The following is a 23,227-nucleotide window of genomic DNA, read 5'->3' on the forward strand; positions in this document are numbered from 1 at the left end:
TCCATCAGGGAAAACGCTGAAGATGAATGGCAATAATCACAGGGGAAGACGGTGCGTATTCTGGTCGTGGAAGATGAAGTCAAGACGGCAGACTATTTACAAAAGGGCCTGAGCGAGTCCGGTTACAGCGTGGATGTCGCGCATGACGGGCTTGCAGGACAGCAGCGGATCAGCGATGAACATTTCGATCTGATCATTCTCGACGTCATGCTGCCCGGCATGAACGGTTGGCAGCTGCTTCAGTTCATCCGCAGCCGCTGGCAGACGCCGGTGCTCTTTCTGACCGCCCGCGATGCGGTGGAGTACCGCGTCAAGGGGCTCGAGCTCGGCGCTGATGACTATCTGGTTAAGCCCTTTTCCTACGTGGAGCTGCTGGCCCGGGTGCGAACCCTGTTACGCCGCGGCCCGCCGCGTGAGACGCAGCTGTTCAGCGTTGGCGATCTGTCCCTGGATCTCGTGCAGCACCGGGCGATGCGCCAGGGCCAGCGACTTCAGCTCACCAACAAGGAATTCGCCCTGCTGCATCTATTGATCAGTCACGAAAACGAGGTGCTGTCGCGCACCTTTATCGCGTCACAGATCTGGAACATGAATTTTGAAAGCGACACCAACGTTGTCGATGTGGCCATTCGCCGGCTGCGCGCCAAGGTGGACGATCCCTGGTCTCATCGCCTGATTCATACGGTGCGTGGCATGGGCTACATGCTGGGGCTCGAGCCATGAGCCGAATCCTGGGCTCATTGACACTTCGCCTGGCGTTTTTATTTGCACTGGTGGTCGGGCTGCTGCTGAGCACTCTCGGCCTTTATCTTTATCACTCCCTGTACAGCGAAATTGCCTGGCGTGACGATCAGATGCTGCGAGGCCGCCTTGAGCGCATGCTCGTACTGCTGGACAACAGCGACAGCATCGAGGCACTGCGCCAGCGCCCCCAACTGTATGCCAACATGCTCGATAACCGCGAAAGCGTGCTCTGGGTGCTGACGGATGACGGCTACCCGCTGATTGAAGTCAATCCGATGCATCAGCCGGTGCCGGAACTGACAGGCCGCGATGAAGTTCAGCTGCGCACCTTCGACAACGACACCCCGGCAAGACTCGCCTGGATTGATACCCGTCTTGATGGCCAACCGGTCACACTCATCGCCGGCAAGCGGCTGGCCGAGCGTAACCGCATGCTGGCGAGCTATCGCACCAAGCTCTGGATGTCGCTGGCGGGTGGTTCTCTGGCGGCCTTTTTGCTCGGCTGGATCGTGACCAGGCGCGGGCTGGCGCCGGTCAGACGCCTGGCGGCCCGCGCGGCCACGATCGATACGCAGCATCTCTATCACCGCTTGCCCGAGCACTCGGAAGTCAGCGAGCTGCGCGACCTGAGTATTGCTCTGAACGGCATGTTGACGCGTCTCGAGGCCGGTTTTCTGCAGCTTTCACGTTTTTCTGAAGATCTCGCCCATGAAATGCGAACCCCCTTGACCAATCTCATGGGGCAGACGCAGCAGAGGCTGCGTCATAATCGCACCGGCGAGGAATACAGGGAGATATTGATCTCCAATCAGGAGGAGTTTGAAAGGCTGGCGCGCATGATCGACAGCATGCTCTTTCTGGCGCGTAACGAGCAGCCCGATGCGAGCCTCGATCGACAGCCGGTCGAGCTTCACGACATGGTCGATCAGCTCTGCGAGTATTTCGAAGGCATGGCCGAAGAGCGGGGCATGACATTGATCAACCGGGCTCGGGGCCGCCTTGATGCCGACCCGGATCTGCTTCGGCGTGCGCTGGCCAACCTGATCGCCAATGCCCTGCGTTACGGCCATGCGCAAACGTCCATCATCATCGATCAGCAGCCGATTGATCGCCAGTGCCACATCAGTGTCTTCAATCAAGGAGAGGCGATTCCCGAAGCGCATCTGCCGCTGCTGTTCGAGCGTTTCTACCGTGTGGATGCGTCGCGCCATACGCCCGGCGATTCCGGCGGCCTGGGGCTGGCGATCGTCCGCTCCATCGCTCAGCTTCACGGCGGCCTGGCGACGGTCAGCAATGAAACCTCGGGGGTGCGCTTTACCTTGTCCCTTCCGGTATCGGCGCGGTCGTGAGTTCTCACAGCAACGGCTGACAGGTCTCAAGCCACAAGCTTCAGGGCTTATCTGCAGAAGGAGACAACGGCTATGGCGCGGCCACAAAGTGGACACGCCCGCGGCGCCACACTCGCTCTGATTACGCTGATCGTCAATGACTGGCCGGTCGTGCGCATCAACCGGGATATGTGATTTTTAATGGCTGCTACACAGAATAAAACACTAACATTTATAATATGAAGTAGATTGAGAGGTATGAATCGACTAATACCAGCGTACGGAGGGTTAATTGGATCGCGGTTTGATAACCTGCAACAAGTGGTTTGATTTTTTTAAAATCAGCTAATTCTTTCATGCGGCTTTGGTAAAAAAGCGCCATGCACGATCATCACACGTCCTACAACCTGGCGTTGGTTCTGCTCTCGTTTGGTGTGGCGAGCATCGCATCGTTCACCGCGCTGGACCTTGCGGGCCGGGTTCGGGCAAGCCAGGGGCTGGTGCGTCATCTTTGGCTGGCTGGCGGCGCCTTTGCCATGGGCACTGGCATCTGGGCGATGCACTTTGTCGGCATGCTCGCCATGGAAATGGGCGCGAACGTCGATTACGGTATTTTTTTGACGCTCGTTTCACTGGTGGCGGCGATTGCTTCCTCGGCGCTGGCGCTGTTTATCGTGCAGTTCGGTCGGCTGTCGATTTCGCGTCTGGTGATCGGTGCGCTGATCATGGGCGGCGGCGTGTGCCTGATGCACTACGTCGGTATGGCCGCGATGCAGATCGAGGAAAGCCTACACTATCGCCCCGGGCTTTTTCTGACGTCCATCGCGATTGCGGTGTCGGCCTCCGGCGTGGCGCTCTGGCTCGCCTTCTGGCTCAACAGCGGGGCCCGTCGCGCGCCGCTATGGCAGCGGCTGGTGGCGGCGCTGATCATGGCCGTGGGCATTTCCGGCATGCACTACACCGGCATGGCGGCGGCGGTGTACCCCGAAGGAGTCGTGCCCTCTACCGATACCGGGTTAACCACGGAGCAGCTCGCCATCAGTGTGGCCCTGGTCTCCACCTGTATCATGCTATCGGCGCTTCTGATATCGCTGTTCGATGCGCACATGTCTTCACGTAACGCGCAGTTGGCAAGCTCCCTGCAGGAGGCCAACAGCGAACTCAAGCAGATGATTTATCGCGATGCGCTCACCCAGCTACCCAATCGGCTGCTGCTCGAGGAGCGGATGGAAGCGCAGCTGGCGCTGCACGAGCCCTTCGCGGTGTTCTTCGTCGACCTGGACCGCTTCAAGCAGGTCAACGATACGCTGGGCCACCACGTGGGCGACACGCTGATTCGTCAGGCGGCGCTGCGCCTTCGAGCTGCCGTGCGCGACCAGGATACCGTGGCTCGGGTCGGCGGCGACGAGTTCATCGTTTTGCTGGGCAATAGCGCTACGCGCGAAGAGGCCGCCGACCTGGCCCGGCGGCTTGTCCACACGCTCGATAACCCGTTCCAGCTTGGTACGAGCCTGGTCAAGGTGTCGAGCAGCATCGGCGTCAGCCTGCGCCCGGACGACGGCAACGACAGACACTCGCTGATGATTCATGCCGATGCCGCCATGTACGCCGCCAAGCGGCGGGGGCGCAATAACTTCCAGTTTTACGAGCCCGACATGACGCTGCACGAAAAACGCCGGGCGGCGCTCGAGCGCCGGCTGCGTGTTGCGCTCGCAGAAGAAGGCTTAAGCCTTGCTTATCAGCCCAAGGTCGATGTCGAAAGCGACCGGATTACCGGCGTCGAGGCGCTGCTTCGCTGGTACGACGAGGAGCTGGGCGAGGTAGAGCCCACCGAGATCATCGCACTTGCCGAGGACACGGGGCTGATCCTGCCGTTGGGTAAGTGGGTACTGCAACACGCCTGCGCCTACGCCCACGCCTGGCAGCAGGAGCAAGGCACGCCGCTTTATATCTCGGTGAACATATCCGCCATTCAGCTCAATAATCGCCACTTCGTCGATACCGTTAAACAGGTGCTCGACGAGACAAACCTTACGCCCACCTGCCTGGAGCTCGAGCTGACCGAAAGCGCGCTGGTGCTCAACCCGGACACGGCGCTCGCTATACTCAACGAGCTGCGTACGCTCGGCATCGCCATCTCGATCGACGATTTCGGTACCGGCTACTCGAACCTGGCGCTTTTGCGTCGCTTCCCGATCGATCGACTCAAGATCGACCGCTCCTTCATCGCCCACACAGGGGGCGACAGCCAGGACGCGGCCATCGTCAAGGCCGTGGTGGCGCTGGCGCAAAGTCTCGACCTGCAAGTCGTGGCCGAAGGTGTGGAAAACGAGCAGCAGCTCGCGCTGATTCGAGAGCTTCGCACCGACGAGTATCAGGGCTACCTGTTCAGCGAGGCGCTTTCGGGGGAAGCGTTGAAGCGGCTCTGGAGCGATAGCCTCTGAGTCGGCGCCTGTCCGCGTACTCGCAATGCTGATCGTCTGTGCCAGGCTGGAACGAGCCGTTGAGATTCCCGACCGGAGGTACGCCCATGGCGCTAACCCTTTACGCTCACCGCCTTTCCCAGCCCTGCCGCGCCGTCGAGATTCTCGCCCGCGAACTGGGTATCGACTACGATTTCCACGAGGTCGATTTTGCCGGCGGCGAGACCCATACCGAGTGGTTCGCGCAGATCAATCCGCTGGAAACCGTGCCTGCGCTCAAGGTGACGCCCGCCACCAGTGACACGTTCTCGCTCGGCGAAAGTCAGGCGATCATGATTTATTTCTGCCGCACGGCGGATAACCGAGACACCGCGCAGCGCTGGTACCCAAATGATGCCGATACGCTCACCTCGGCACGCATCGACCAGTGGCTCGCCTGGCACCACGCCAACGTGCGCCGCTTCGATATGTTCCACCACATCATGAACCTGCACCTGACGCTGCCGATGCTCAAGCGTGAGATTCAATCGACGCTCTTGAAACCGCTGCAGGACGGTCTCGCTCCAGGGCTTGCCACGCTCGAAGTGCAGCTCGAACGCTCCAACACATCCCGCGCCGCCCCCACGCTGCTCGGCGGCGAACACCCCACCCTGGCCGATCTCGCCATCGCCTGCGAGCTCTACCAGATTCGCGCCGTTGGCTACACCTTCGGCCGCTACCCGCACGTTCAGACCTGGCTCGACGCTTTGGCCGAGCGCGAGCACTTCAAGGCGGTGTGCGGTGACATCGACGCGCAAGGGCGTGAGGTTTTTGAGCAAAGTGGGGCGTATCTGGCGTTGGGGGCGTTTGGGTAGCTGGCAGGCGAGATGCGTTAAATGTGAAAGGTAAACGTGGCCTCGAATAAAGGCTGAATCTCGGCCTTGCGTTTGATGGCCTCTGCGTTTGAAACACGTAAAGGGTCGATGATGACGAACCCCCAGAACTGCAAAAACCGTTCGATAAAGCGGGATTCGATCATGTGGCCCAATTGCTTTCTAGGCGTAGTGTAGGAACGCTCTGGCAGGTAAGACAGAATATCCGGAAACGCCGTGATGACCTCATCGATCAGTGGGTCCACTCGGGTGTGGGTATACAGGCGCCACAGCATGAACAGCCAAACGCTGGCAAGGTCGACGCTCTCTTCCCATCCATCGAAATAGCCCCAGTTATAGCGCTGCGTCGCGGCTTCCAGCATGGGGATGAAAAAGGCTTGAAGCCCTTGGGTCTGGTACTGCTTTCGGGCGCTTTTCTTGACATGAAAATGGCCCTTGCGGCGATAAAGAATGCCGGCGATTTCTGCCAGTACGCGGGTATAGTGCAGCGCGTTGACGCTCTCTTCATTGTGCCCGGCAAAGTCGCTGATGCTGATGTGGCCGGCGTATCGAGCGATTGCAAACTCGGGCAAGAGTGCGCTTGCCTGCTTGACCAGTTTGGTGGGCAGGTTGCCCTTTGGGGTTGCCTTGAACGCGCCGCCGTGGTGTTCGGCTTCGTCCAGCATCAGGGCCAGATAGCGCATCACCGGACTGGATGAAAGCGTATCCGGCGTATTGATGGTCACGTTTTTCAGCTCGTGCCACGGGGCGTATAGCCAGTTGGCCATCTGCTCGGGCGATAATCCGCAAAAATCCGGGTTGGGCTGCTGGTTATGTGCCGCTATCTTCTGTTGCACCAACGCCTCGAACTCCTCTTGGTGTGGGGTCTTGTGTGATTAACCACCCGTTTGTTAAATAATGCTGGTCGCTTGGCCTGACACTTCTTCATCGCCGTGATCGATGATGCAGCGCCTTGCGTTTGAGCGTCTGTTCCACATGATCGCCTGAAGTATAGCGCCGGGTCTCCAGCACATCGCTGATGCGGCCGTTGAACCGCTCGACCATACCGTTCGTCTGTGGCCTTCCCGGCTTGATCAGGCGATACTCGATACCATGGGCCTTGCACTCCTTGTCGAAGGGGTGGCGGCCGCTGGGCCTGGGCTTCCCATCATCGCCCGCGTCCCGTCGAGCCAGTTTTGCCAGTGTTAACACCTCACGGCGCGTGAGCATGCGGTGCAAGTCTGAGTGAGACAGTCGAGGGCTCAGGAACTCACGTACCACGACGAGGAGATCATCCAAGCCGAGGCGCAGGAATTCCCGGACGGCGATCAGCACCTCGCTCTGCTCGGACGTGAGGGTGGCCAGCAGGTTGTGACGCGTGTACGGCCGGTCATGGACATCGTCGCGGTACCGCCAGCGCCGAGACGCCATACTGGCGGGCCAGCTCGCTATCCGTGATACTGGCAGGCGCTGCCGAATCTCGGCACGGATCTTCGTATTGTCGTCGCTTGTTTATTCAGTTTCACGTTCGTGAACCTGCTCCCGAATGAAGTGCTTTAGAAGCTCTTTGGCTATCAGAGAGGATAACTCCTGTAGTTCATTTGATCATCCGGGACACTACATTTAGTCAAATAGCACATAAAGCTAATGAGGTTCGCCGGTACCAGCCTGGCGCTTTAAACATTGGAGCTGATTATAACTTTTCGGAGGAGTGGTCACGCGGGTATAAGGGATTTTTCATCGCTATTGCGAATTACCCAACACCTGTCGTCAATTGGGCAACAAGCCTTTGTTTTCCCGCCACGTCTGGTTCAACTGCTGAGTGATCAGCGCTACCGTACTGGCTTTGATCCCCAACTCTTTGGCCGTGTCAGGAAAAGTACTGAGCACGTCGACGATCTCTTGAACGTGTGACTGCGCCTGTTTCCAGCTCGAGAAACCGGCATGCGTTGCCAACTGCTGAATCGCTTTGAGCGGCGGCTGTTTGCCATAGCCTGCAAAGGCAGTGGCGTGTTCTGCGAAGGGACGAGGGCTGAACGTCACGTCATAGAAGGGGGCTGGCGCCCATTGGCCCTGGTCGTTCTGCAAGAACGCCCAGTTTTTACTGTGATCATCCTGGTTGCAGGCGAACAGATTGAACAGCGCGCGCCGGAACTGAAGTTGTCCAACGGCGGGAGATTTACACAGCTGGCGGCTGGCCTTGATAAGGTCGATGTAATCCAGGCTGGGGGTTCGAAAGTCGGCATCCAGTAGCCCGCAGGCACTATGCATATGCACTCGCCCCGGCGTACTGGCATGAGTGATCCAATCGAACCGCTTGATGCCCAGCCAGGCGCGCTTACCCTGGGGCGTCGGTGTGCGTATCAGCTGCCACGTGGGTGGCTCCAAACCTGCTTTTTTAGCCAATGCCAGGTAGGCCGCCTCGCACAGCCCTTCTTCGTGGCCCAGGGGTAAATGCTGTGAGGTGAATTTGACCAGCCACGCGTCATCGCCGGGCCGGGCAGCGGTTCGACACTGGCTCGATTGGCTTGGGGACATGAAAAGCTGTGCTTTGGGTCTTGCCCCTCCAGAGCTACCCGCTGCCACTAGTGCGCTCAGCACCTCGTCGGTTTGCCCATCAAACACGGCCTGGGCCTGAAGCCCGAGCGTTGCCAGGTCTTCGTCACCGCTTGGTGTCGGCGCAGCTTTCGAGGCTGGCTCAAAAGCCAATGCCCCCATGCCGCGCTGACCCACGAATGCCAGCCGATCCATCGCCGTCAGCTGCGTTGGTGCGATGCCATGCTGGCGGAATATTCGGTCTTGTAGCAGTAGTCCCCAGCCATCGGGTAAACAGTCGCCAAACACGCCGTGAAGCCCTTGGTGCGGTGTTTTCGGGGCCGCATGAAGCGCCAAGCCGGGCTGCAACGTAAAGGGCGATAGACTGCCATGGCGCTGCTCATAGCCTTGTGCGTATTGGAAAAATACCCCTTGGCGGTTTTGCGCCAGGACGCCCACAGTGACCTGTTCACCGGTCGATAGCGTACGCGTGACGTTCAGCCGCTGTGTTGGCTTAAAAGCCATGTTGGAGTACCTCATCAATCGAAGAGGGCTGGCTTGCGCTGTTCGTGTCGTGCTGGGTCAGCGCATGTAACCGCGACAGATCATCGAGACTTTGCCAGAGCAGCAGCAGCTGGCGAAACGATATCTGACCGGTCGTTTCGAACTTCTTGATCGTGGGGGCGGGCACGCTACTGCGTTCGGCCAGCGCCGCACGGGATAACCTGGCCTCTTCACGCAGCCGGCGCAGGTGAGCGGCAAAAGCGTGCTGTACATCGGCATCGTCCAGTAGCAGGAAAGAGGGCATGATGTTCACCATTTGGGATATTATGGTGTCTATATTGTCTATTTATACGCTTTAATAGATACCATTGTATCTCTTTTAGTGTTGATCTGCATGGCCGGTGAAGTCTGCATTCTTAAGAAAAAGCGATCACGACCTGGTGATGGCAAGCGTCGCTAGATAAACACCGCCTTCCGGTATTGCCTGGCCCATGACCGGCCCCGGCTATGCCGGTCGGCGAGGCAACACTCGGCGGCGCAAGCAAGATATTCGGGTCAATTTCCTTCAATCAGCCTGCGAAAATTATTCGCTCCTCAGCCGCGCCGCCGGGCTCTACACTGGGCGCATTCTGGATAAAGGAGCGATACATGCCCGCCTCGAATGTTGCTACCCCTCGCCGTGTGATCAAACAGCATCCTGCTCACCGCGATGACATCGGCGATCTCACCACCCGGCGCCCGCTGCCCGGCCCCGGGCTCGATCAGCTCGACCCGTTTCTGTTTCTGAACCACCACGGCCCGCAGACCTACCCGGCGAACAACCAGGGACTGCCCTTCGGGCCGCACCCGCACCGGGGCTTCGAGACGGTGACCTTCATTCTGGAAGGCTCGCTTGCCCACGCCGACAGTACCGATCACCAGAGCGTGATTCATGAAGGCGGCGTGCAGTGGATGACCGCGGGGAGCGGCATCGTGCATGCGGAAGTCTCGCCGCCGGAGTTTCTGCGCGACGGCGGACCGCTGGAGATCCTGCAGCTTTGGATCAACCTGCCCTCGAAACTCAAGATAAGCGCGCCGCACTACGTGGGCCTGCAGCAGGGCGATATTCCCAGGATTCCGCTTGCCGGCGGGGTCGAGCTGAACCTGATCGCGGGGCAGTGGGAAGGCCTTCAGGGCCCCGTCGAGACGCTGACCGGGGTGTTCATGTCGACGCTTTCGCTTGACGCCGGTAGCCGCGAAACGCTGCCCGTGGCCCCAAAGCGGCAGGTCTTTCTCTACGTGGTGAGTGGCGATGTGAGCGTGGGCGGCGAGCCGGTGAAGGCGTGGCATCTGATCGAGCTCGACCGGGAGGGTGGCCATGTCGAGATCGAGGCATCGAGCGATGCGCGGCTGATCTTCGGCCACGGCGAGGTGATCGACGAGCCGGTCTATTCCCACGGCCCCTTCGTGATGACCACCCGGGACGAAATCGTTCAGGCGGTGGAGGATTACCAGGCGGGCAAGTTCGGCGGCTTGAACGCCTGAGAATGAGGGGTTAAAGCGGCTCGCCGCGGTAGTAGTGCCACAAGAAGAGTGAGCCCACGCTGCGCCAGGGCGCCCAGTGCTCGACCAGCTGGCGCGCCTGTTTGGGTGTGGGCTTCTCCTCCAGACGCTTCAAGCGGCCCAGCGCCACGCGCAGGGCCAGGTCGTCTGCCGGGAAAATGTCCGCGCGGCCAAGCGAGAACATCAGGTAGATCTCGGCGCTCCAGCGCCCGAAGCCTCTCAAGGCGGTGATCGCGGCGATCGCCTCTTCGTCGCTCAAGTGCTCGAGCCCGTCGGCGCTGAAGCTGCCGGCAAGCTCCGCCTCGGCCAGCCCCTTGGCGTACTCGATCTTGCGCCAGGAGAGCCCGGCGTCGCGCAGCGCTTGGCCTTCCACATCCATGACCGCTTTCGCGTGTAGCTCCGGGAGCAGTACGTTGACGCGGCCCATGATCGAGCGCGCCGCTTCTACCGAGAGCTGCTGGCTAACGATGGTGGAGAAGAAGGTGGCAAAGCCCGGCTCTCGCTGGCGCGGCGACGGTGCGCCGACCTGGGGCAGGGCGCGGGCGATGTCCGCATCCTGTTGGGCCAGCGTGTTCATCGCGTGGGTGATGGTATCCGGGGTCATGTCGTCGCCTTGGGCTGCCGGCGGGGTGAGCTTTCAAGCTAGCAGCGTTCGCTCAAGAAGCAATTCACCCGATGAGCCGGCCAGGCGATCAGCGCGTCTCGCACGTCAAGCCAGCCGTGCAGGATCCCATTGCTTAACGCGGCGTATTTATACTTTCGTCTAATTCTGCGATCATTCACGCCATTCAACGCAGTCGACAAGCGGGTGCCCGGCACTCGAGGAGCGAAAAGTGCAAGAGTCTACCCAGGGCCAGGCGCGCAACCCGCGGCTGGCCGAACTTGCGTTAGCGCTGGGCGGTTTTGGCATCGGTACCAGTGAGTTCGTGATCATGGGGCTGATGAACCGCGTGGCGAATGATCTGGCGGTCACGGTGCCCCAGGTGGGCTACGCGATCAGCAGCTACGCCCTGGGCGTGGTGGTCGGCGCGCCGATCATTGCGGCGCTGGCCGCCCGGGTGCCCAAGCGGGTGCTGCTCATCGCGCTGATGCTGGTATTTGCCGTGGGCAATATCGCCAGCGCCCTGGCGCCGGAGTTCTGGTCCTTCGTAGGGCTGCGCTTTCTGGCGGGATTGCCCCACGGCGCCTACTTCGGCGTGGCGGCGCTGGTGGCCGCCGGGGCGGTGCCCATCGACCAGCGAGCTCGCGCCATTTCCCGGGTGATGCTGGGGCTGACCATGGCGATTCTGCTCGGCGCGCCGCTGGGCACCTGGGCGGGTAATCAGTTTGGTTGGCAGGTCGCCTTCGTTGCCGTCGGGGTGATCGCGCTGCTAACTGCGCTGATGATTCGCCTGTTCGTGCCGATGCAGCCACCCAACACCCAAGCGAGCCCGAAAAAGGAGCTTTCCGCGCTACTCAAGCAGCGTGTGCTGGTAACCATCGCCATTGCCTGTGTAGGCTGCGGCGGCATGTTCTCGATATTTAGCTACGTCATGCCGACGCTGACCCAGCAGGCGGGCATGAGCGAGGCGCTGGGGCCGCTGGTGCTGGTGATTTTCGGTATCGGCTCGATCATCGGCAACCTGGCGGGCGGGCGCATGGCGGACAAGAACCTGATGCGCGCGATCCCCCGCATTCTGATCTGGTGCGCCGTCATTCAGGGGCTTTACTACTTCGCTGCCAATAACGTCTGGACGGGGCTTGTGTTCGTGGGCCTGGTAGGCACCAGCATGGCGCTGGCGCCGTCGCTGCAAACGCGCCTGATGGATGTCGCCGGCGACGCGCAGACCATGGCGGCCTCGCTCAACCACGCGGCGTTCAACGGCGCCAACGCCCTCGGCGCCTGGCTTGCCGGGCTTGCCATCAGCGCCGGGCTGACGCCGTCGAGCACCGGGTTCGTGGGCACCGGGCTTGCGCTTTGCGGGCTTTTGATCTTCGTCTACGGGCGTAGGCTCGAGAAGCGCACCACAAAAGCGGTGGCGTTTGAAAATAACATGGGTTAAACCAACGTTGATGCGATAAAGCTGGCGAAGGTGGGCAAACCTTTCTAGGGTTATAAGGTGCAAACCATAAGGAGGTGACCCATGCATACTCAACTTATTAAAAGCTCGCGTATCCTCACCCTTGGCGCCATCGCCGCGCTGACCATTGGCCTGGCCGGTTGTGGCTCTACTACCGGTGAACGTACCGCCAGCGGCGCGGGCCTTGGCGCGGCGGCGGGTGCCGGCACCGCGGCGGCGACCGGCGGTAGCATCGGCGGCGGCGCGATCCTGGGTGCCGGCGCGGGTGCCGCGGCAGGCGCATTGACTGACGAAGACGATATCAACCTCGAGTAATCGTCTTCAACGGCACAGCCCGAAGCTGCGCATGCCCAAGTGAAAGTGGTCGGCATGCGCAGCGTTGTAATCCGGCCCAATCACGTTACCAAAGCTTTTACAGGCGCCGTCTCGCGCCGCTCTCAAGAACTCTCCTGCCTCTCCCTCGTCGTTCCAGTCGTTGATCAGCGTGATGCGCTGACCGTTCTCAAAACGAAACCCCGTGACATCCAGCGCCTCGGCGGTGGCGTGTTCGCTGCGCCGCGCGTTCTGGCGGTGATAGATGTTGCGGCAAGCAAAACTCCCCACGTGATCCACCTGAGCGACCCGGCTTCCCATGATCCGGGCGGCGGCGGGTTGAAGCTCGTGGCGCTCGAACATTACCCAGGCAAGCGCCAGCGGGCAGGTGGCGACGAAGCTACGGTTAAAACGCACGCTGCTCGAACTCATGCGCACGATGTTGGTCAACGGGCAGCTTTCAGTGGGCGAGTAGTCCGCCACCGGGGTGACGTTGAGTTCGGCCTCGGGCACGGTGTCAAGCGCGGCCAGACACGCCTGGCGGTCACCGTTAAGGCGCTGGAGCTTGAGTTTGGTGACCGGGGTGATCGGGTCATCGATGTGCAGCGGTGCCCAGGGCGCCCACTGGCGGGGGATCTCGATGATGCCTTTTTGCAGCGCCACGCCGAGTGCGATCAGCGCCAGAAAAAAGATCGTCGTGCGCATGGGTGCTCCTCGAGCGACGGTGGTGGGCAAGGCGCCGGGCTTTGACTACAGACCGCGCGACAGGTATGCGATACTGCCCGCATTTAGCGCGGCATGCGAGCAGTACGCGAGATGGCGCCGGGTTTTACGATCATATTTAACGACTGTTTTGATTAGGGAAGCGCAACATGTCCCAGGGTACGCTGTTTATCATTTCGGCGCCGTCGGGTGCGGGCAAAACCAGCCTGGTTCGCGAGCTGATCGAGAGCCTGGACGGCATTCAGGTGTCGGTGTCGCACACCACTCGCGCACGGCGCGACGGCGAAGTGGACGGGGTGAATTACCACTTCTGCACCCCCCAGGCGTTCGAGGCGATGATCGCGCGCGGTGATTTTTTCGAGCATGCTCAGGTGTTTGATAACTACTACGGCACCTCACGTCAAGCGGTTCAGCGGCTGCTCGAAGCTGGCCAGGACGTGATTCTCGAAATCGACTGGCAGGGTGCGCGCCAGGTGCGCGAGCAGATGCCCGAGGCGGTTTCGATCTTCATTCTGCCGCCGTCGCGCGCCGAGCTCGAGCGGCGCCTGTCGAGCCGCGGCACCGACGAGCACGCGGTGATCGCGCGGCGCATGCGCGATGCGGTTAGCGAAATGGTCCATTTCGACGAGTACGACTACCTGGTAGTGAACGACGATTTCACCACGGCGCTGTCGGAACTCACGGCGCTGATCATCAGCCAGCGGCTCTCCTGTGCTGCCATGCAGCAACGAAACGCGCCGCTGCTCGAAGCGCTCTTGTCACAGGCGCCGGCAGTCGAGTAATCTATCGGGTCACATACCCCATTTTGCCGGGTCGGCAGTCTTTACCCCCTGCCGGCCCGGCGTCGTTGCTAAAGGAAAGCTGTCATGGCGCGCGTAACCGTCGAAGATTGTCTGGAAAATGTCGAAAACCGCTTCAAGCTGGTGATGATCTCTACCCAGCGGGCGCGTCAGCTGGCGCGCGGCTCGCGCGATGCGCAGCTTGCCTGGGAGAACGACAAGCCCACGGTCATGGCGCTGCGTGAAATCGCCGCGGGCCTGGTCGATCACACCGTGCTGGACGAGCCCGTCGAAGCGCCGGTGCGCCCGCGCCCCGCCGCGCCCAGCATCCAGATCGACGACTGAGTTTCAGGCACGGCTTTACACCGAAGAGGCGCGGTACATGTTCACCATCGATGACCTGGCCGACCGGCTCGGCGGCTATCTCCCCCTGGATGAAATCCAGCAGGTCAAACGCGCCTTCTACTACGCCGAGCAGGCCCACGACGGCCAGCGCCGACGCTCCGGCGAGCCTTACGTTACCCATCCGCTGGCGGTGGCCAATATCCTGGCCAACATGCACATGGACCATCAGAGCCTGATGGCGGCCATGCTGCACGACGTGATCGAAGACACCGGTATCTCCAAGCAGGCGCTTTCCGAGCAGTTCGGAAGCTCGGTGGCGGAGCTGGTCGACGGCGTCTCGAAACTGACCCAGATCACCTTCGAGGACAAGGCGGTCGCCCAGGCGGAGAACTTTCAGAAGATGGTGCTGGCGATGTCCCGCGATATTCGCGTGATCATCGTCAAGCTCGCCGACCGGCTGCACAACATGCGCACCCTCGGTGCGCTGCGGCCGGACAAGAAGCGCCGCATCGCCCGCGAGACGCTCGAAATCTACGCCCGTGTCGCCGCGCGCCTCGGTATCAACACCATCCGTATCGAGCTCGAGGATCTGTCGTTTCAGGCGATCCATCCGATGCGCGCCGAGCGCATCAAGCGCGCGGTGGCCAGCGCCCGCGGCAATCGGCGAAGCGCCATGCGCCAGATTCAATCCTCGCTGCAGCAGAGCCTCGACGACGAGGCGCTTCAGGGCACGGTGATCGGCCGCCAGAAGCATCTTCTGTCGATCTACAAGAAGATGCGCGACCAGCGCAAGCCGTTTGCCGAGATCATGGACGTGTTCGGGTTTCGCATCATCACCGAGGACGTAGCGAGCTGCTACCGGATTCTCGGCGTGGTGCACAACCTCTACAAGCCGGTGCCCGGGCGCTTCAAGGATTATATCGCGATTCCCAAGGCGAACGGCTATCAGAGCCTGCACACCACGCTGTTTGGCCAGCGCGGTATGCCCATCGAGGTGCAGATTCGCACCCGCGAAATGGAAGCGATGGCCAACAACGGTATCGCCGCCCACTGGCTCTACAAGGCGGGCCAGACCGAACATCCGATCGCCGAGGGCAGCCACGCGCGGGCACGGGCCTGGGTCAAGGGGCTTCTCGAGATGCAGCGCCACGCCGGCGACTCGCTGGAGTTCATCGAGCACGTCAAGAACGACCTGTTCCCGGACGATATCTATGTCTTCACGCCCAAGGGCGACATCATGGAGCTGCCCCAGGGCGCCACGGTGATCGACTTCGCCTACACCGTGCACACCGATATCGGCAACAGCTGCATCGCCTGCCGGATCGATCGTCATCTGGCGCCGCTCTCCACGCGCCTTGAAAGCGGCCAGACCCTGGAGATCATCACCGCCCCCGGCGCACGGCCCAACCTCTCCTGGCTCAATTTCGTCGCCACCGCCAAGGCGCGCTCGGCGATTCGCCACGCGCTCAAGCATCAGCAGCAGTCCGAGGCGATCATGCTCGGCCGGCGGCTTCTCAACAAGGCGTTGGCCTCTTTCGACACAAGCCTGGAGGAGCTCGACGAGCGTGCTTTCGCCCGCGCCTTCAAGGAGCTCGACGTCAGTTCGCTGGAGTCGCTGCTCGAGTCGCTGGGGCTGGGCAACCGCATGGCCTACGTGGCAGCGCGGCGGCTGGTGGACGCCGCCCAGGGCGCGACGCGAAACGTCAACCGGCTGGAGAACAGCGACAACGCCGTGGTGATCAGCGGCAGCGAAGGCATGGTGCTGAGCTTTGCCCGCTGCTGCCACCCGCTGCCCGGCGACCCGGTGATGGGCCACCTGTCGGTGGGCAAGGGCATCGTCGTGCACCGCAGCGAATGCAAAAACCTGGCGGATCTTAAAAGCGACCCGGAGAAGGTCTTTACCCTCGAGTGGTCGGAGAACATCGACGAGGACTTCCCGGTGGCGCTGCGCATCGAGATCGAAAGCCGGCGCGGGCTGGTCGCCGAGCTTGCCGGGCTCGTCACCGACGCCGACGCCAACATCGAGCGCATCGGCATCGAGGAGCGCGACGCCCGGCTCTCCACGGTGAATCTGACGCTGTCGGTGAAAGGGCGCGTGCACCTGGCCACCATCATGCGACGTATCCGCAATCTGCCAAGCGTCAGCAAGATCACCCGAATCGCCAACTGATCCCTTCGCAAGCTACCGCCGTGCGGTGTTCGCCGCCGGTGGAGGCGGCGTTATTTTTTCGATAAAAGTGCCATAAGGCAGTGATTACAGGAGCAACCGCGCAATGAGCAACAAAGCCGTCATCAATACCGACAAGGCGCCGGCCGCCATCGGCCCCTACTCCCAGGCGATCAAGGCGGGCAACACGGTCTATCTTTCGGGCCAGATTCCGCTCGACCCGGAGACCATGGAGATCGTCGCGGGCGACATCGACGCCCAGGCGCGTCAGGTGTTCACCAACCTGCAGGCGGTGTGCGAAGAGGCTGCCGGCTCGCTTTCCGATATCGTCAAGCTCAACCTCTACCTGGTCGACCTGGATAACTTCGCCACCGTGAACAAGGTGATGGAAGAGTTCTTCACCGCGCCGTTCCCGGCCCGCGCCGCGGTGGGCGTGAAGGCGCTGCCCAAGGGCAGCCAGGTCGAGGCGGAAGCAGTCATGGTGATCGGCGACTAGCGCTCGATCACGCCCGCGCATTAAAAAAGCGAGCCTCGGCTCGCTTTTGCGTTTTGAAACGACGCTCTCGGGAATGAAGCGATCAGGCGTTTTGAGGCTTAAGAAAACCGCCTTCCTTGAGAATCTGGGCGTAGCCTTCACGATAGCTCGGGAAGCGGAACTGGTAGCCGGTTTCGCGGATGCGGCTGTTGTCGCAGCGCTTGCTGGTGCGCCGTTTGAGCGGCGATTGCATGGTGTCGGTACTGGTCGCCTTGAGCTCTCCAGCGAGCCAGCTCATGACGTTGTACATGGTGGCGGGCTCGGAGTCGCTGCCCAGATAAAGCTCGGCAAGCGAGGTGCCGCTCTCCTGGCACTGAATCAGATGGGCGAGGATGCCGGCGCAGTCGTCGCGATGGATGCGGTTGGAGTAGATCGCCGGCGTAATGGCCGCCATGCGTCCATTCTTGACCTGATGAATCAGCCGGTCGCGGCCGGGGCCGTAGATACCGGAGAAGCGCACCACCGTACCGGGCAGCGGGTGATCCAGAAGCGCCTGCTCGGCCTCGCGCATCAGCGTGCCCGAGAAGCTGGTCGACTCGGTGGGGCTCACCTCGTTGACCACCTCGCCCTCCTGCTGGCCGTACACGCTGGTCGAGGAGACGAAGAAAATGCGCCGCGGCGGTGTCTCGTGCTGTTCCAGCACGCCGAGTACTCGCTTCAGGCCGCCCGGGTAGGCGCTCTGGTAGGCGCTCTCCTCGAAGCGGTCGGCGCTGACGGTGTAGATGACGTAGTCGGCCTGGGGGAGCGCGGCGGCGTCGGTCTCGTCGAGCGTGGCGAGATCGAGCGCCAAGGGTTCGATGCCGGTTCCCTCTAGTGCATCCGCCTGGCGACGCACGCCGATCACGCGGTGGCCGTCGCTTACGAGCTCGCGCCCCAGGGTGGTGCCGATGTCGCCGCAGCCGATGATCAGTACAGTGAGTTTCACCTGCGCACTCCTCTTGATTAATATTCCCTATTAGATACAAAGTCCCTTTGAGATGTGCCATCGTCAGAGGTATTTGTTTGTCCCTGCCATCCCGTCGGTCTGCGAAGCGCAGAGCCTGCCACGAGAGGATGCCCACTGGCACCGCTATGACTTTAACAGAACTTCGCTACATCGTAACCCTTGCACAAGAACGTCACTTCGGCCGCGCCGCCGAACGCTGTCACGTCTCCCAGCCCACGCTCTCGGTGGCGGTGAAGAAACTCGAGGATGAACTCGACACGCCCCTGTTCGAGCGCTCCAAGTCCACCGTGCAGGTCACCCCGCTGGGCGAGAAGATCATCGTTCAGGCCCAGCGCGTGCTCGAGCAGTCGAGTCTGATCTATGAGCTCGCCAGCGCCGGGCGCGACCAGCTCGCCAATCCGCTGCGCATCGGCGCCATTTACACCATCGGGCCCTATCTCTACCCGCACCTGGTGCCGGCGCTGGCGAAAACGGCGCCGCAGATGCCGCTGTACATCGAAGAGGGGCTGACCGGCACGCTCAGAAGCAAGCTCAAAAGCGGCGAGCTCGACGTCATCATCGTTGCGCTGCCGTTCACCGAAACCGACGTGGTGACGCGGGCGATCTACGATGAGGATTTCGAGGTGCTGATGCCCAGCGACCACCCCTGGACGCAAAAGCAGACGATCGAGAAAGAGGATCTGCTCCAGGAGCGGCTCTTGCTGCTCGGCGAAGGCCACTGCTTTCGCGACCAGATTCTCGAGGCTTGCCCGGCGATCACCCACAAGCTCAATAGCCCGGCCAATACGCTGATCGCCGAAGGCGGCTCGCTCGAGACCATCCGCCACATGGTCGCCTCTAAACTCGGCATTACGGTGCTGCCGCAGTCGGCGCTGGGTACCGAGAAGCACGAGCAGTCGCTGCTCGCCAGCCGGCCGTTCACGCCGCCCGGGCCGTCGCGCACGGTGGCGATCGCCTGGCGGGCGAGCTTCCCAAGACCGCGGGCGATCGAGGCGCTGATCGAGGCGGTGGCGCAGTGCCGGCAGCCCGTACCATGAACGCGCTCGACGCCCCGGTCACCGAACTCAAGGGCGTGGGCGAGGCGCTGGCGGGCAAGCTCGCCCGCCTTGGCGTCGAGCGCGTGAGCGACCTGCTCTTTCACCTGCCGCTGCGCTACCAGGATCGCACGCGACTGACGCCGATCGGCCTTTTGCGCGCGGGCAGTGAGGCGGTGGTGGAGGGCGAGGTGACCGCCAGCGATATCGTGAAGGGGAGAAGGCGCAGCCTGCTGGTACGTCTGCGCGATCAAAGCGGCATTCTGAGCCTGCGCTTTTTCCATTTTTCACCGGCCCAGAGCCAGCAGCTGCGCCCGGGCGTGGTACTGCGCGCCTTTGGCGAGGCGCGCGCCGGGGCGACGGGGCTCGAGATCTATCATCCGGAGTACCGCCCGGTAGGCGGCGCCGAGGCGCCGGTCGAGGAGCACTACACGCCGATCTACCCGACCACCGAAGGTTTGCATCAGACACGGCTGCGTGCGCTGGCCCTTCAGGCGCTCGAGCGACTGAAGGCAGCGCCTGAGGAGCTTCCGGACATGATCCCGCCAGCGCTGGCCCAGCGCTTTAACCTGCCCGGGCTGCACGAGAGCCTGGCGCTTTTACACCAGCCGCCGCCGGAGGTGGACCTCGACACCCTGGCCCAGGGCCTGCACCCGGCCACCCGGCGACTGGCGCTCGAGGAGCTTCTGGCCCACCAGCTGAGCCTTCGTGAAGTGCGCCTGCGCATCCAGGCCGACGGCGCCCCGCGCCTGCCTCCCGGAGGCACGCTACAGACGCGCTTTCTGGCCAAGCTGCCCTTCGCGCTCACCGGCGCCCAGCGCCGGGTACTCGAGGAGATCGAACTGGATCTCGCCGAGCCCGCCCCGATGCTGCGCCTGGTGCAGGGCGATGTCGGCTCCGGCAAGACCGTGGTTGCCGCCATGGCCGCACTCGCGGCTCTCGCCGGCGGCTGCCAGGCGGCGATCATGGCGCCTACGGAGATTCTCGCCGAGCAGCACTACCGCTCGTTCAAGGCCTGGTTCGAGCCGCTGGGCATCGAGGTCGCCTGGCTCGCCGGCAAGCTCAAGGGCAAGAGCCGCCTCGACGCCAAGGCCGCCATTGCCGATGGCCGGGCGCGCATGGTGGTCGGCACCCACGCGCTGTTTCAGGACGACGTCCATTTCCAGTGCCTGGGGCTTGCGATCATCGACGAGCAGCACCGCTTCGGCGTCCACCAGCGCCTGGCGCTGCGCGAGAAGGGCGAGGCGGGCGGGCTGACCCCGCACCAGCTGATCATGACCGCCACCCCCATTCCCCGGACGCTGGCCATGAGCGCCTACGCCGATCTCGACGTCTCGGTCATCGACGAGCTGCCGCCGGGGCGCACGCCGGTCAAGACCGTGGTGGTGTCTGATGAGCGCCGACCGGAAGTGGTCGAGCGCATCCGCCGCGCCTGCAGCGACGGCCGCCAGGCCTACTGGGTGTGTACGCTGATCGAGGAGTCCGAGGTGCTGCAGTGCCAGGCCGCCGAGGTCACCCGCGACGAGCTGACCGAGGCGCTCTCGGAGCTTGCCATCGGCCTCGTTCACGGGCGCATGAAGGCGGCGGAAAAAGCCGAGGTGATGGCGGCGTTCAAGGCGGGCGAGCTCGATCTATTAGTGGCCACCACGGTGATCGAGGTCGGGGTGGACGTCCCCAACGCGAGTCTCATGATCATCGAAAACCCGGAGCGCCTCGGGCTTTCACAGCTGCACCAGCTGCGCGGGCGCGTGGGGCGGGGAAGCACCGAGAGCTTCTGCGTGCTGCTCTACCACCCGCCGCTCTCCAAAAGCTCGAAGGAGCGCTTGGGCGTGATGCGCGAAACCACCGACGGCTTTCGCATCGCCGAGAAGGACCTGGAGATTCGCGGCCCCGGCGAGGTGCTCGGCACCCGCCAGACGGGCCTTGCCCAGATGAAGATCGCCGATCTCGAGCGCGACGCCGACCTGCTCGATCGGGTCACGGCGCTGGCCAAGGCGCTGCAGGACGAGGGCGACGCCACCGCCGTGCTGGTGCGCCGCTGGCTGGGCGAAGCCGCCGGGCGCTACGGGCAGGTCTAGCCGGGGGAGCCCGGCCGCCGGGTCAGGCGGGCCGCGCTCTCGGCCAGCGGCGTGAGCTGCTCGGCGATCAGCTTGAGCTGGCTCTGAATTGGGCGGTAGAGCGTGACCGCGGTGGCGCGCTCGTCGCCTGCCGCTGCGTCCGCCGCCGGCGCATCGCCCAGCGCCTCCAGCAGCTCGTCGATGTGCGCCTCGAGCGGCGCGATCGGCTGGCGGCCGTGTAGCTCCTGGGTCATCGCCGCGAGCAGCTCGCTGATGCGTTTGGCCTGGGGCATCAGCGCGGCGTCGTCCTCGTCTTCGGCCAGCCGGTGGCGGTGGGCGCCGAGTGCCGAAAGGTGGCTCAACAGCGTGTTGGAGAGCACCAGAAAGCGCAGCCCGCTGTCCGCGTCCAGCTTGCGGTAGTGGCCGGGCTCGTGAAGCATGTTGGTCAAGAGTGTCGAGAACGCCGCATCGGCGTTGTGGGCATTGCGCCGCGCCAGCCGGTACGCCAGATCGTCCTGCTTGCCCTCTTCGTACTGATGAATGATCTCGTCGAGATAGCCGCGGTGGCTGGTAAGCACCTTCGCGGCCTCGCGGTAAAGGCGCCGGCCCTGCCAATCCGGCAGGATGAAGAACACCGCCAGCCCCGCGATCACCGAGCCGATCAACGTATCGAACAGTCTGGGCCAGATCAGATCGAAGCCGTCGCCCACCTGGTTGAAGCTGCACAGCACCAACAGCGTGATCGACGCCGTGGCGATCACGTAGTGGCGCTCGCGGTTGGCGAAAAAGCAGACCCCGGCGGCCACCGCAATCAAACTCTGAATACCGGGCTGGGGGAAGAGCGAGATCGACGCCCAGCCCACCACCAGCCCGAGCACCGTGCCCAGGATGCGCTGGGAGAGAAAGCGCCGCGTGGTGGCGAAGTTGGGCCGGCAGACGAACAGCGTGGTCAGAAGAATCCAGAACCCTTGCTCCGGGTCGAGCCAGTGCAGCAGCGCATAGCCCGCCACCAGCGCAGTGGAGAGGCGCAGCGCGTGGCGAAAAGTCGGCGAGCCCAGCGTCAGGTTCATGCGCACCCGGCTCCAGGCCTCCTTGAGACTGCCGGGCGAGCGATCGAACAGGGCGCTGTCGCGGCGCTCATCGCTACTATCCGGGTTGTGGGCGCTGGCGATCTGGGTTTCGAGCGTGGCGAGGTTGTCCGCCAGGGCGTTGAGCGGATGGAGCAGCGGCCGCCACTCGGGGCGGCCGCGGTCCTGCAGGTTGTCGATCGAGGCGCGCAGGTCGACCAGCGCCTGCTCGCTGAGCTCGTGATCGAAGGGGCGGTTGAGCAGAAGCGACTTGGCCAGCTGGCGGCACGCCCGGCCCTGCTGATCGAGAAGCCGCTGGCAGCGAAACAGCACGTCGTGGTGAAAAAATGCCTCGGTCAGCGCGCTATACGGGTAGTGGGTGGAGCTTGCGCGCTCGTGAATGTCCTGGGCGATGAAGTAGATACGCAGGTAGCGGTTGAGCTTTGCGCTACCGCGCTGCCCCTCCAGGCGGCGAAAGATCATCTCCTTGGCCTGGTTGAGCGCGGCCACCACCTGGCCGTTCTGGCGCGCCAGTGCCACCCGCCGCGCCTCCACATCCACGCCGCGCACCGGCTCGAACAGCGCCGACTTCAGAATCAGGAACTCGCCCAGGGTCTTGTAGACCCGGGCCATGCTCTGCTTCACCGGCTGGCGGGAGAACAGCGCGCACCAGATCACCGAGATCACCCCGTACCAGGCCGCCCCGCCCAGCAGAAGAAGCTGGCGCGAGGCGACGTCCGCGTCCACGCCGCCGTGCTGCTCGATATTGATCATCGAGTAGATCGAGAGAATCAAGGTGCCCGAGGCAATGGTGGCGTAGCGCTGGCCGATGGCGCCGAGCATGATCAGCGTGAAGACCGACACGCCGAGCCCGAGCGCGAACAGCCACGGCCAGGGGAACAGCCACTGAACCACGAAAGAGGCCAGCGCAAAGCACACAAGCGTGACGGCCAGCGCCTGAAGCCGCCCCTGCCAGCTATCGTCGGTTTCCGAGAGCGCGCAGGCGATGATCCCCAGAAACAGCGGGATCACCAGCGCCACCTCGGCTTGGAACACGCTGAACAAAAGCGCTCCGCTAAAGGCGATGAACACGCGCAGGCTGTAGGCGAATTTATCCAGGGTCCAGAGGCGGCGAAGCGGCAGGGCAAGAGGCATGGCAGCTCGTCGGTAGAAGATTAGACTTTAGTATAATTGGTCGGGCGATCTTTTATAACCAGCGAACTTTACTTGAGCTTAAAAAACGTAGATTTTTAACGTCAACACAGGGAAATCCTG

20 protein-coding genes and 1 pseudogene are annotated in these 23,227 nt (G+C 62.6%); 13 read left to right on the top strand and 8 right to left on the bottom strand.

Features of this window, described 5'->3' with window-relative positions:
* Window positions 1-51: 51 nt before the first annotated feature.
* The 4 genes from ACGK9R_RS14105 (at window position 52) to ACGK9R_RS14120 (ending at window position 5,349) form a co-directional block, all read left to right on the top strand.
* Complete coding sequence (locus ACGK9R_RS14105; RefSeq protein ID WP_394582310.1) at window positions 52-723, top strand: heavy metal response regulator transcription factor; 672 nt, start codon at window positions 52-54, stop codon at window positions 721-723.
* Window positions 720-2,093 (top strand): heavy metal sensor histidine kinase, encoded by a 1,374-nt coding sequence (locus ACGK9R_RS14110; RefSeq protein WP_394582312.1) that lies wholly within the window; start codon window positions 720-722, stop codon window positions 2,091-2,093. Before ACGK9R_RS14105 ends, ACGK9R_RS14110 begins: the two co-directional genes overlap by 4 nt.
* A 359-nt stretch (window positions 2,094-2,452) precedes the next feature.
* On the top strand, window positions 2,453-4,516 hold the full coding sequence (locus ACGK9R_RS14115) for a putative bifunctional diguanylate cyclase/phosphodiesterase (RefSeq protein ID WP_394582314.1): 2,064 nt from the start codon (window positions 2,453-2,455) through the stop codon (window positions 4,514-4,516).
* 86 nt (window positions 4,517-4,602) lie between these two features.
* Complete coding sequence (locus ACGK9R_RS14120; protein ID WP_394582316.1) at window positions 4,603-5,349, top strand: glutathione S-transferase family protein; 747 nt, start codon at window positions 4,603-4,605, stop codon at window positions 5,347-5,349.
* A 17-nt stretch (window positions 5,350-5,366) separates the two neighbouring features.
* Here ACGK9R_RS14120 and ACGK9R_RS14125 read toward each other — a convergent pair whose 3' ends face one another.
* The 4 genes and pseudogenes from ACGK9R_RS14125 to ACGK9R_RS14140 all read right to left on the bottom strand — a co-directional run bounded on the left by ACGK9R_RS14125 (window position 5,367) and on the right by ACGK9R_RS14140 (window position 8,689).
* Window positions 5,367-6,203, bottom strand: a complete 837-nt coding sequence (locus ACGK9R_RS14125) for a hypothetical protein (protein WP_394582318.1) — start codon at window positions 6,201-6,203, stop codon at window positions 5,367-5,369.
* Window positions 6,188-6,872: pseudogene (locus ACGK9R_RS14130) on the bottom strand (integrase core domain-containing protein). The gene ACGK9R_RS14125 and the pseudogene ACGK9R_RS14130 overlap by 16 nt, the downstream one beginning before the upstream one ends.
* Before the next feature lie 244 nt (window positions 6,873-7,116).
* Complete coding sequence (locus ACGK9R_RS14135) at window positions 7,117-8,406, bottom strand: type II toxin-antitoxin system HipA family toxin (protein WP_394582320.1); 1,290 nt, start codon at window positions 8,404-8,406, stop codon at window positions 7,117-7,119.
* The gene (locus ACGK9R_RS14140) at window positions 8,396-8,689 is read right to left on the bottom strand and encodes a helix-turn-helix domain-containing protein (RefSeq protein WP_394582322.1); all 294 of its coding nucleotides are present in this window, start codon (window positions 8,687-8,689) and stop codon (window positions 8,396-8,398) included. Before ACGK9R_RS14140 ends, ACGK9R_RS14135 begins: the two co-directional genes overlap by 11 nt.
* Window positions 8,690-9,033: 344 nt before the next feature.
* Here ACGK9R_RS14140 and ACGK9R_RS14145 point away from each other — a divergent pair, with 344 nt between their 5' ends.
* The gene (locus ACGK9R_RS14145; RefSeq protein WP_394582324.1) at window positions 9,034-9,909 is read left to right on the top strand and encodes a pirin family protein; all 876 of its coding nucleotides are present in this window, start codon (window positions 9,034-9,036) and stop codon (window positions 9,907-9,909) included.
* Between the two features lie 10 nt (window positions 9,910-9,919).
* Here ACGK9R_RS14145 and ACGK9R_RS14150 read toward each other — a convergent pair whose 3' ends face one another.
* Window positions 9,920-10,531 carry a DNA-3-methyladenine glycosylase family protein gene (locus ACGK9R_RS14150; protein WP_394582326.1) on the bottom strand — a complete coding sequence of 204 codons (612 nt, stop codon included), beginning with the start codon at window positions 10,529-10,531 and terminating at the stop codon, window positions 9,920-9,922.
* 229 nt (window positions 10,532-10,760) lie between these two features.
* On the opposite strand from ACGK9R_RS14150, the gene ACGK9R_RS14155 reads away from it, so the two are divergent.
* On the top strand, window positions 10,761-11,969 hold the full coding sequence (locus ACGK9R_RS14155; protein ID WP_394582329.1) for an MFS transporter: 1,209 nt from the start codon (window positions 10,761-10,763) through the stop codon (window positions 11,967-11,969).
* Window positions 11,970-12,050: 81 nt separating this feature from the next.
* Window positions 12,051-12,302: a hypothetical protein gene (locus ACGK9R_RS14160; RefSeq protein WP_394582331.1), complete on the top strand. Its 252-nt coding sequence runs from the start codon at window positions 12,051-12,053 to the stop codon at window positions 12,300-12,302.
* Between the two features lie 6 nt (window positions 12,303-12,308).
* On the opposite strand, the gene ACGK9R_RS14165 is transcribed toward ACGK9R_RS14160, so the two are convergent.
* Window positions 12,309-13,004: an extensin family protein gene (locus ACGK9R_RS14165; protein ID WP_394582333.1), complete on the bottom strand. Its 696-nt coding sequence runs from the start codon at window positions 13,002-13,004 to the stop codon at window positions 12,309-12,311.
* Window positions 13,005-13,171: 167 nt separating this feature from the next.
* Here ACGK9R_RS14165 and gmk point away from each other — a divergent pair, with 167 nt between their 5' ends.
* The 4 genes from gmk (at window position 13,172) to ACGK9R_RS14185 (ending at window position 16,809) form a co-directional block, all read left to right on the top strand.
* Window positions 13,172-13,804, top strand: a complete 633-nt coding sequence (gmk, locus tag ACGK9R_RS14170) for a guanylate kinase (protein WP_394582335.1) — start codon at window positions 13,172-13,174, stop codon at window positions 13,802-13,804.
* 84 nt (window positions 13,805-13,888) lie between these two features.
* The gene (gene rpoZ, locus ACGK9R_RS14175; RefSeq protein ID WP_394582337.1) at window positions 13,889-14,146 is read left to right on the top strand and encodes a DNA-directed RNA polymerase subunit omega; all 258 of its coding nucleotides are present in this window, start codon (window positions 13,889-13,891) and stop codon (window positions 14,144-14,146) included.
* A 37-nt stretch (window positions 14,147-14,183) separates the two neighbouring features.
* Window positions 14,184-16,316: a RelA/SpoT family protein gene (locus ACGK9R_RS14180; protein ID WP_394582339.1), complete on the top strand. Its 2,133-nt coding sequence runs from the start codon at window positions 14,184-14,186 to the stop codon at window positions 16,314-16,316.
* 103 nt (window positions 16,317-16,419) lie between these two features.
* A complete protein-coding gene (locus ACGK9R_RS14185; protein WP_394582341.1) occupies window positions 16,420-16,809 on the top strand; it encodes a RidA family protein in 390 nt (129 codons plus the stop codon).
* 82 nt (window positions 16,810-16,891) lie between these two features.
* Here the strand turns inward: ACGK9R_RS14185 and ACGK9R_RS14190 are convergent, their stop codons facing one another.
* Complete coding sequence (locus tag ACGK9R_RS14190; protein WP_394582343.1) at window positions 16,892-17,773, bottom strand: SDR family oxidoreductase; 882 nt, start codon at window positions 17,771-17,773, stop codon at window positions 16,892-16,894.
* 146 nt (window positions 17,774-17,919) lie between these two features.
* Between ACGK9R_RS14190 and ACGK9R_RS14195 the strand changes: the two genes are divergently transcribed.
* Both ACGK9R_RS14195 and recG read left to right on the top strand, forming a co-directional pair.
* A complete protein-coding gene (locus tag ACGK9R_RS14195; protein ID WP_394582345.1) occupies window positions 17,920-18,831 on the top strand; it encodes a hydrogen peroxide-inducible genes activator in 912 nt (303 codons plus the stop codon).
* Window positions 18,828-20,906 (top strand): ATP-dependent DNA helicase RecG, encoded by a 2,079-nt coding sequence (gene recG / locus ACGK9R_RS14200; RefSeq protein WP_394582458.1) that lies wholly within the window; start codon window positions 18,828-18,830, stop codon window positions 20,904-20,906. The genes ACGK9R_RS14195 and recG overlap by 4 nt, the downstream gene beginning before the upstream one ends.
* Here the strand turns inward: recG and yccS are convergent.
* Complete coding sequence (yccS, locus tag ACGK9R_RS14205; RefSeq protein WP_394582346.1) at window positions 20,903-23,107, bottom strand: YccS family putative transporter; 2,205 nt, start codon at window positions 23,105-23,107, stop codon at window positions 20,903-20,905. The two genes, recG and yccS, sit on opposite strands and share 4 nt — an antisense overlap.
* Between the last annotated feature and the right edge of the window lie 120 nt (window positions 23,108-23,227).

The sequence above is a fragment of the Halomonas sp. HNIBRBA4712 genome, assembly GCF_043558675.1.
GTDB lineage: Bacteria > Pseudomonadota > Gammaproteobacteria > Pseudomonadales > Halomonadaceae > Vreelandella.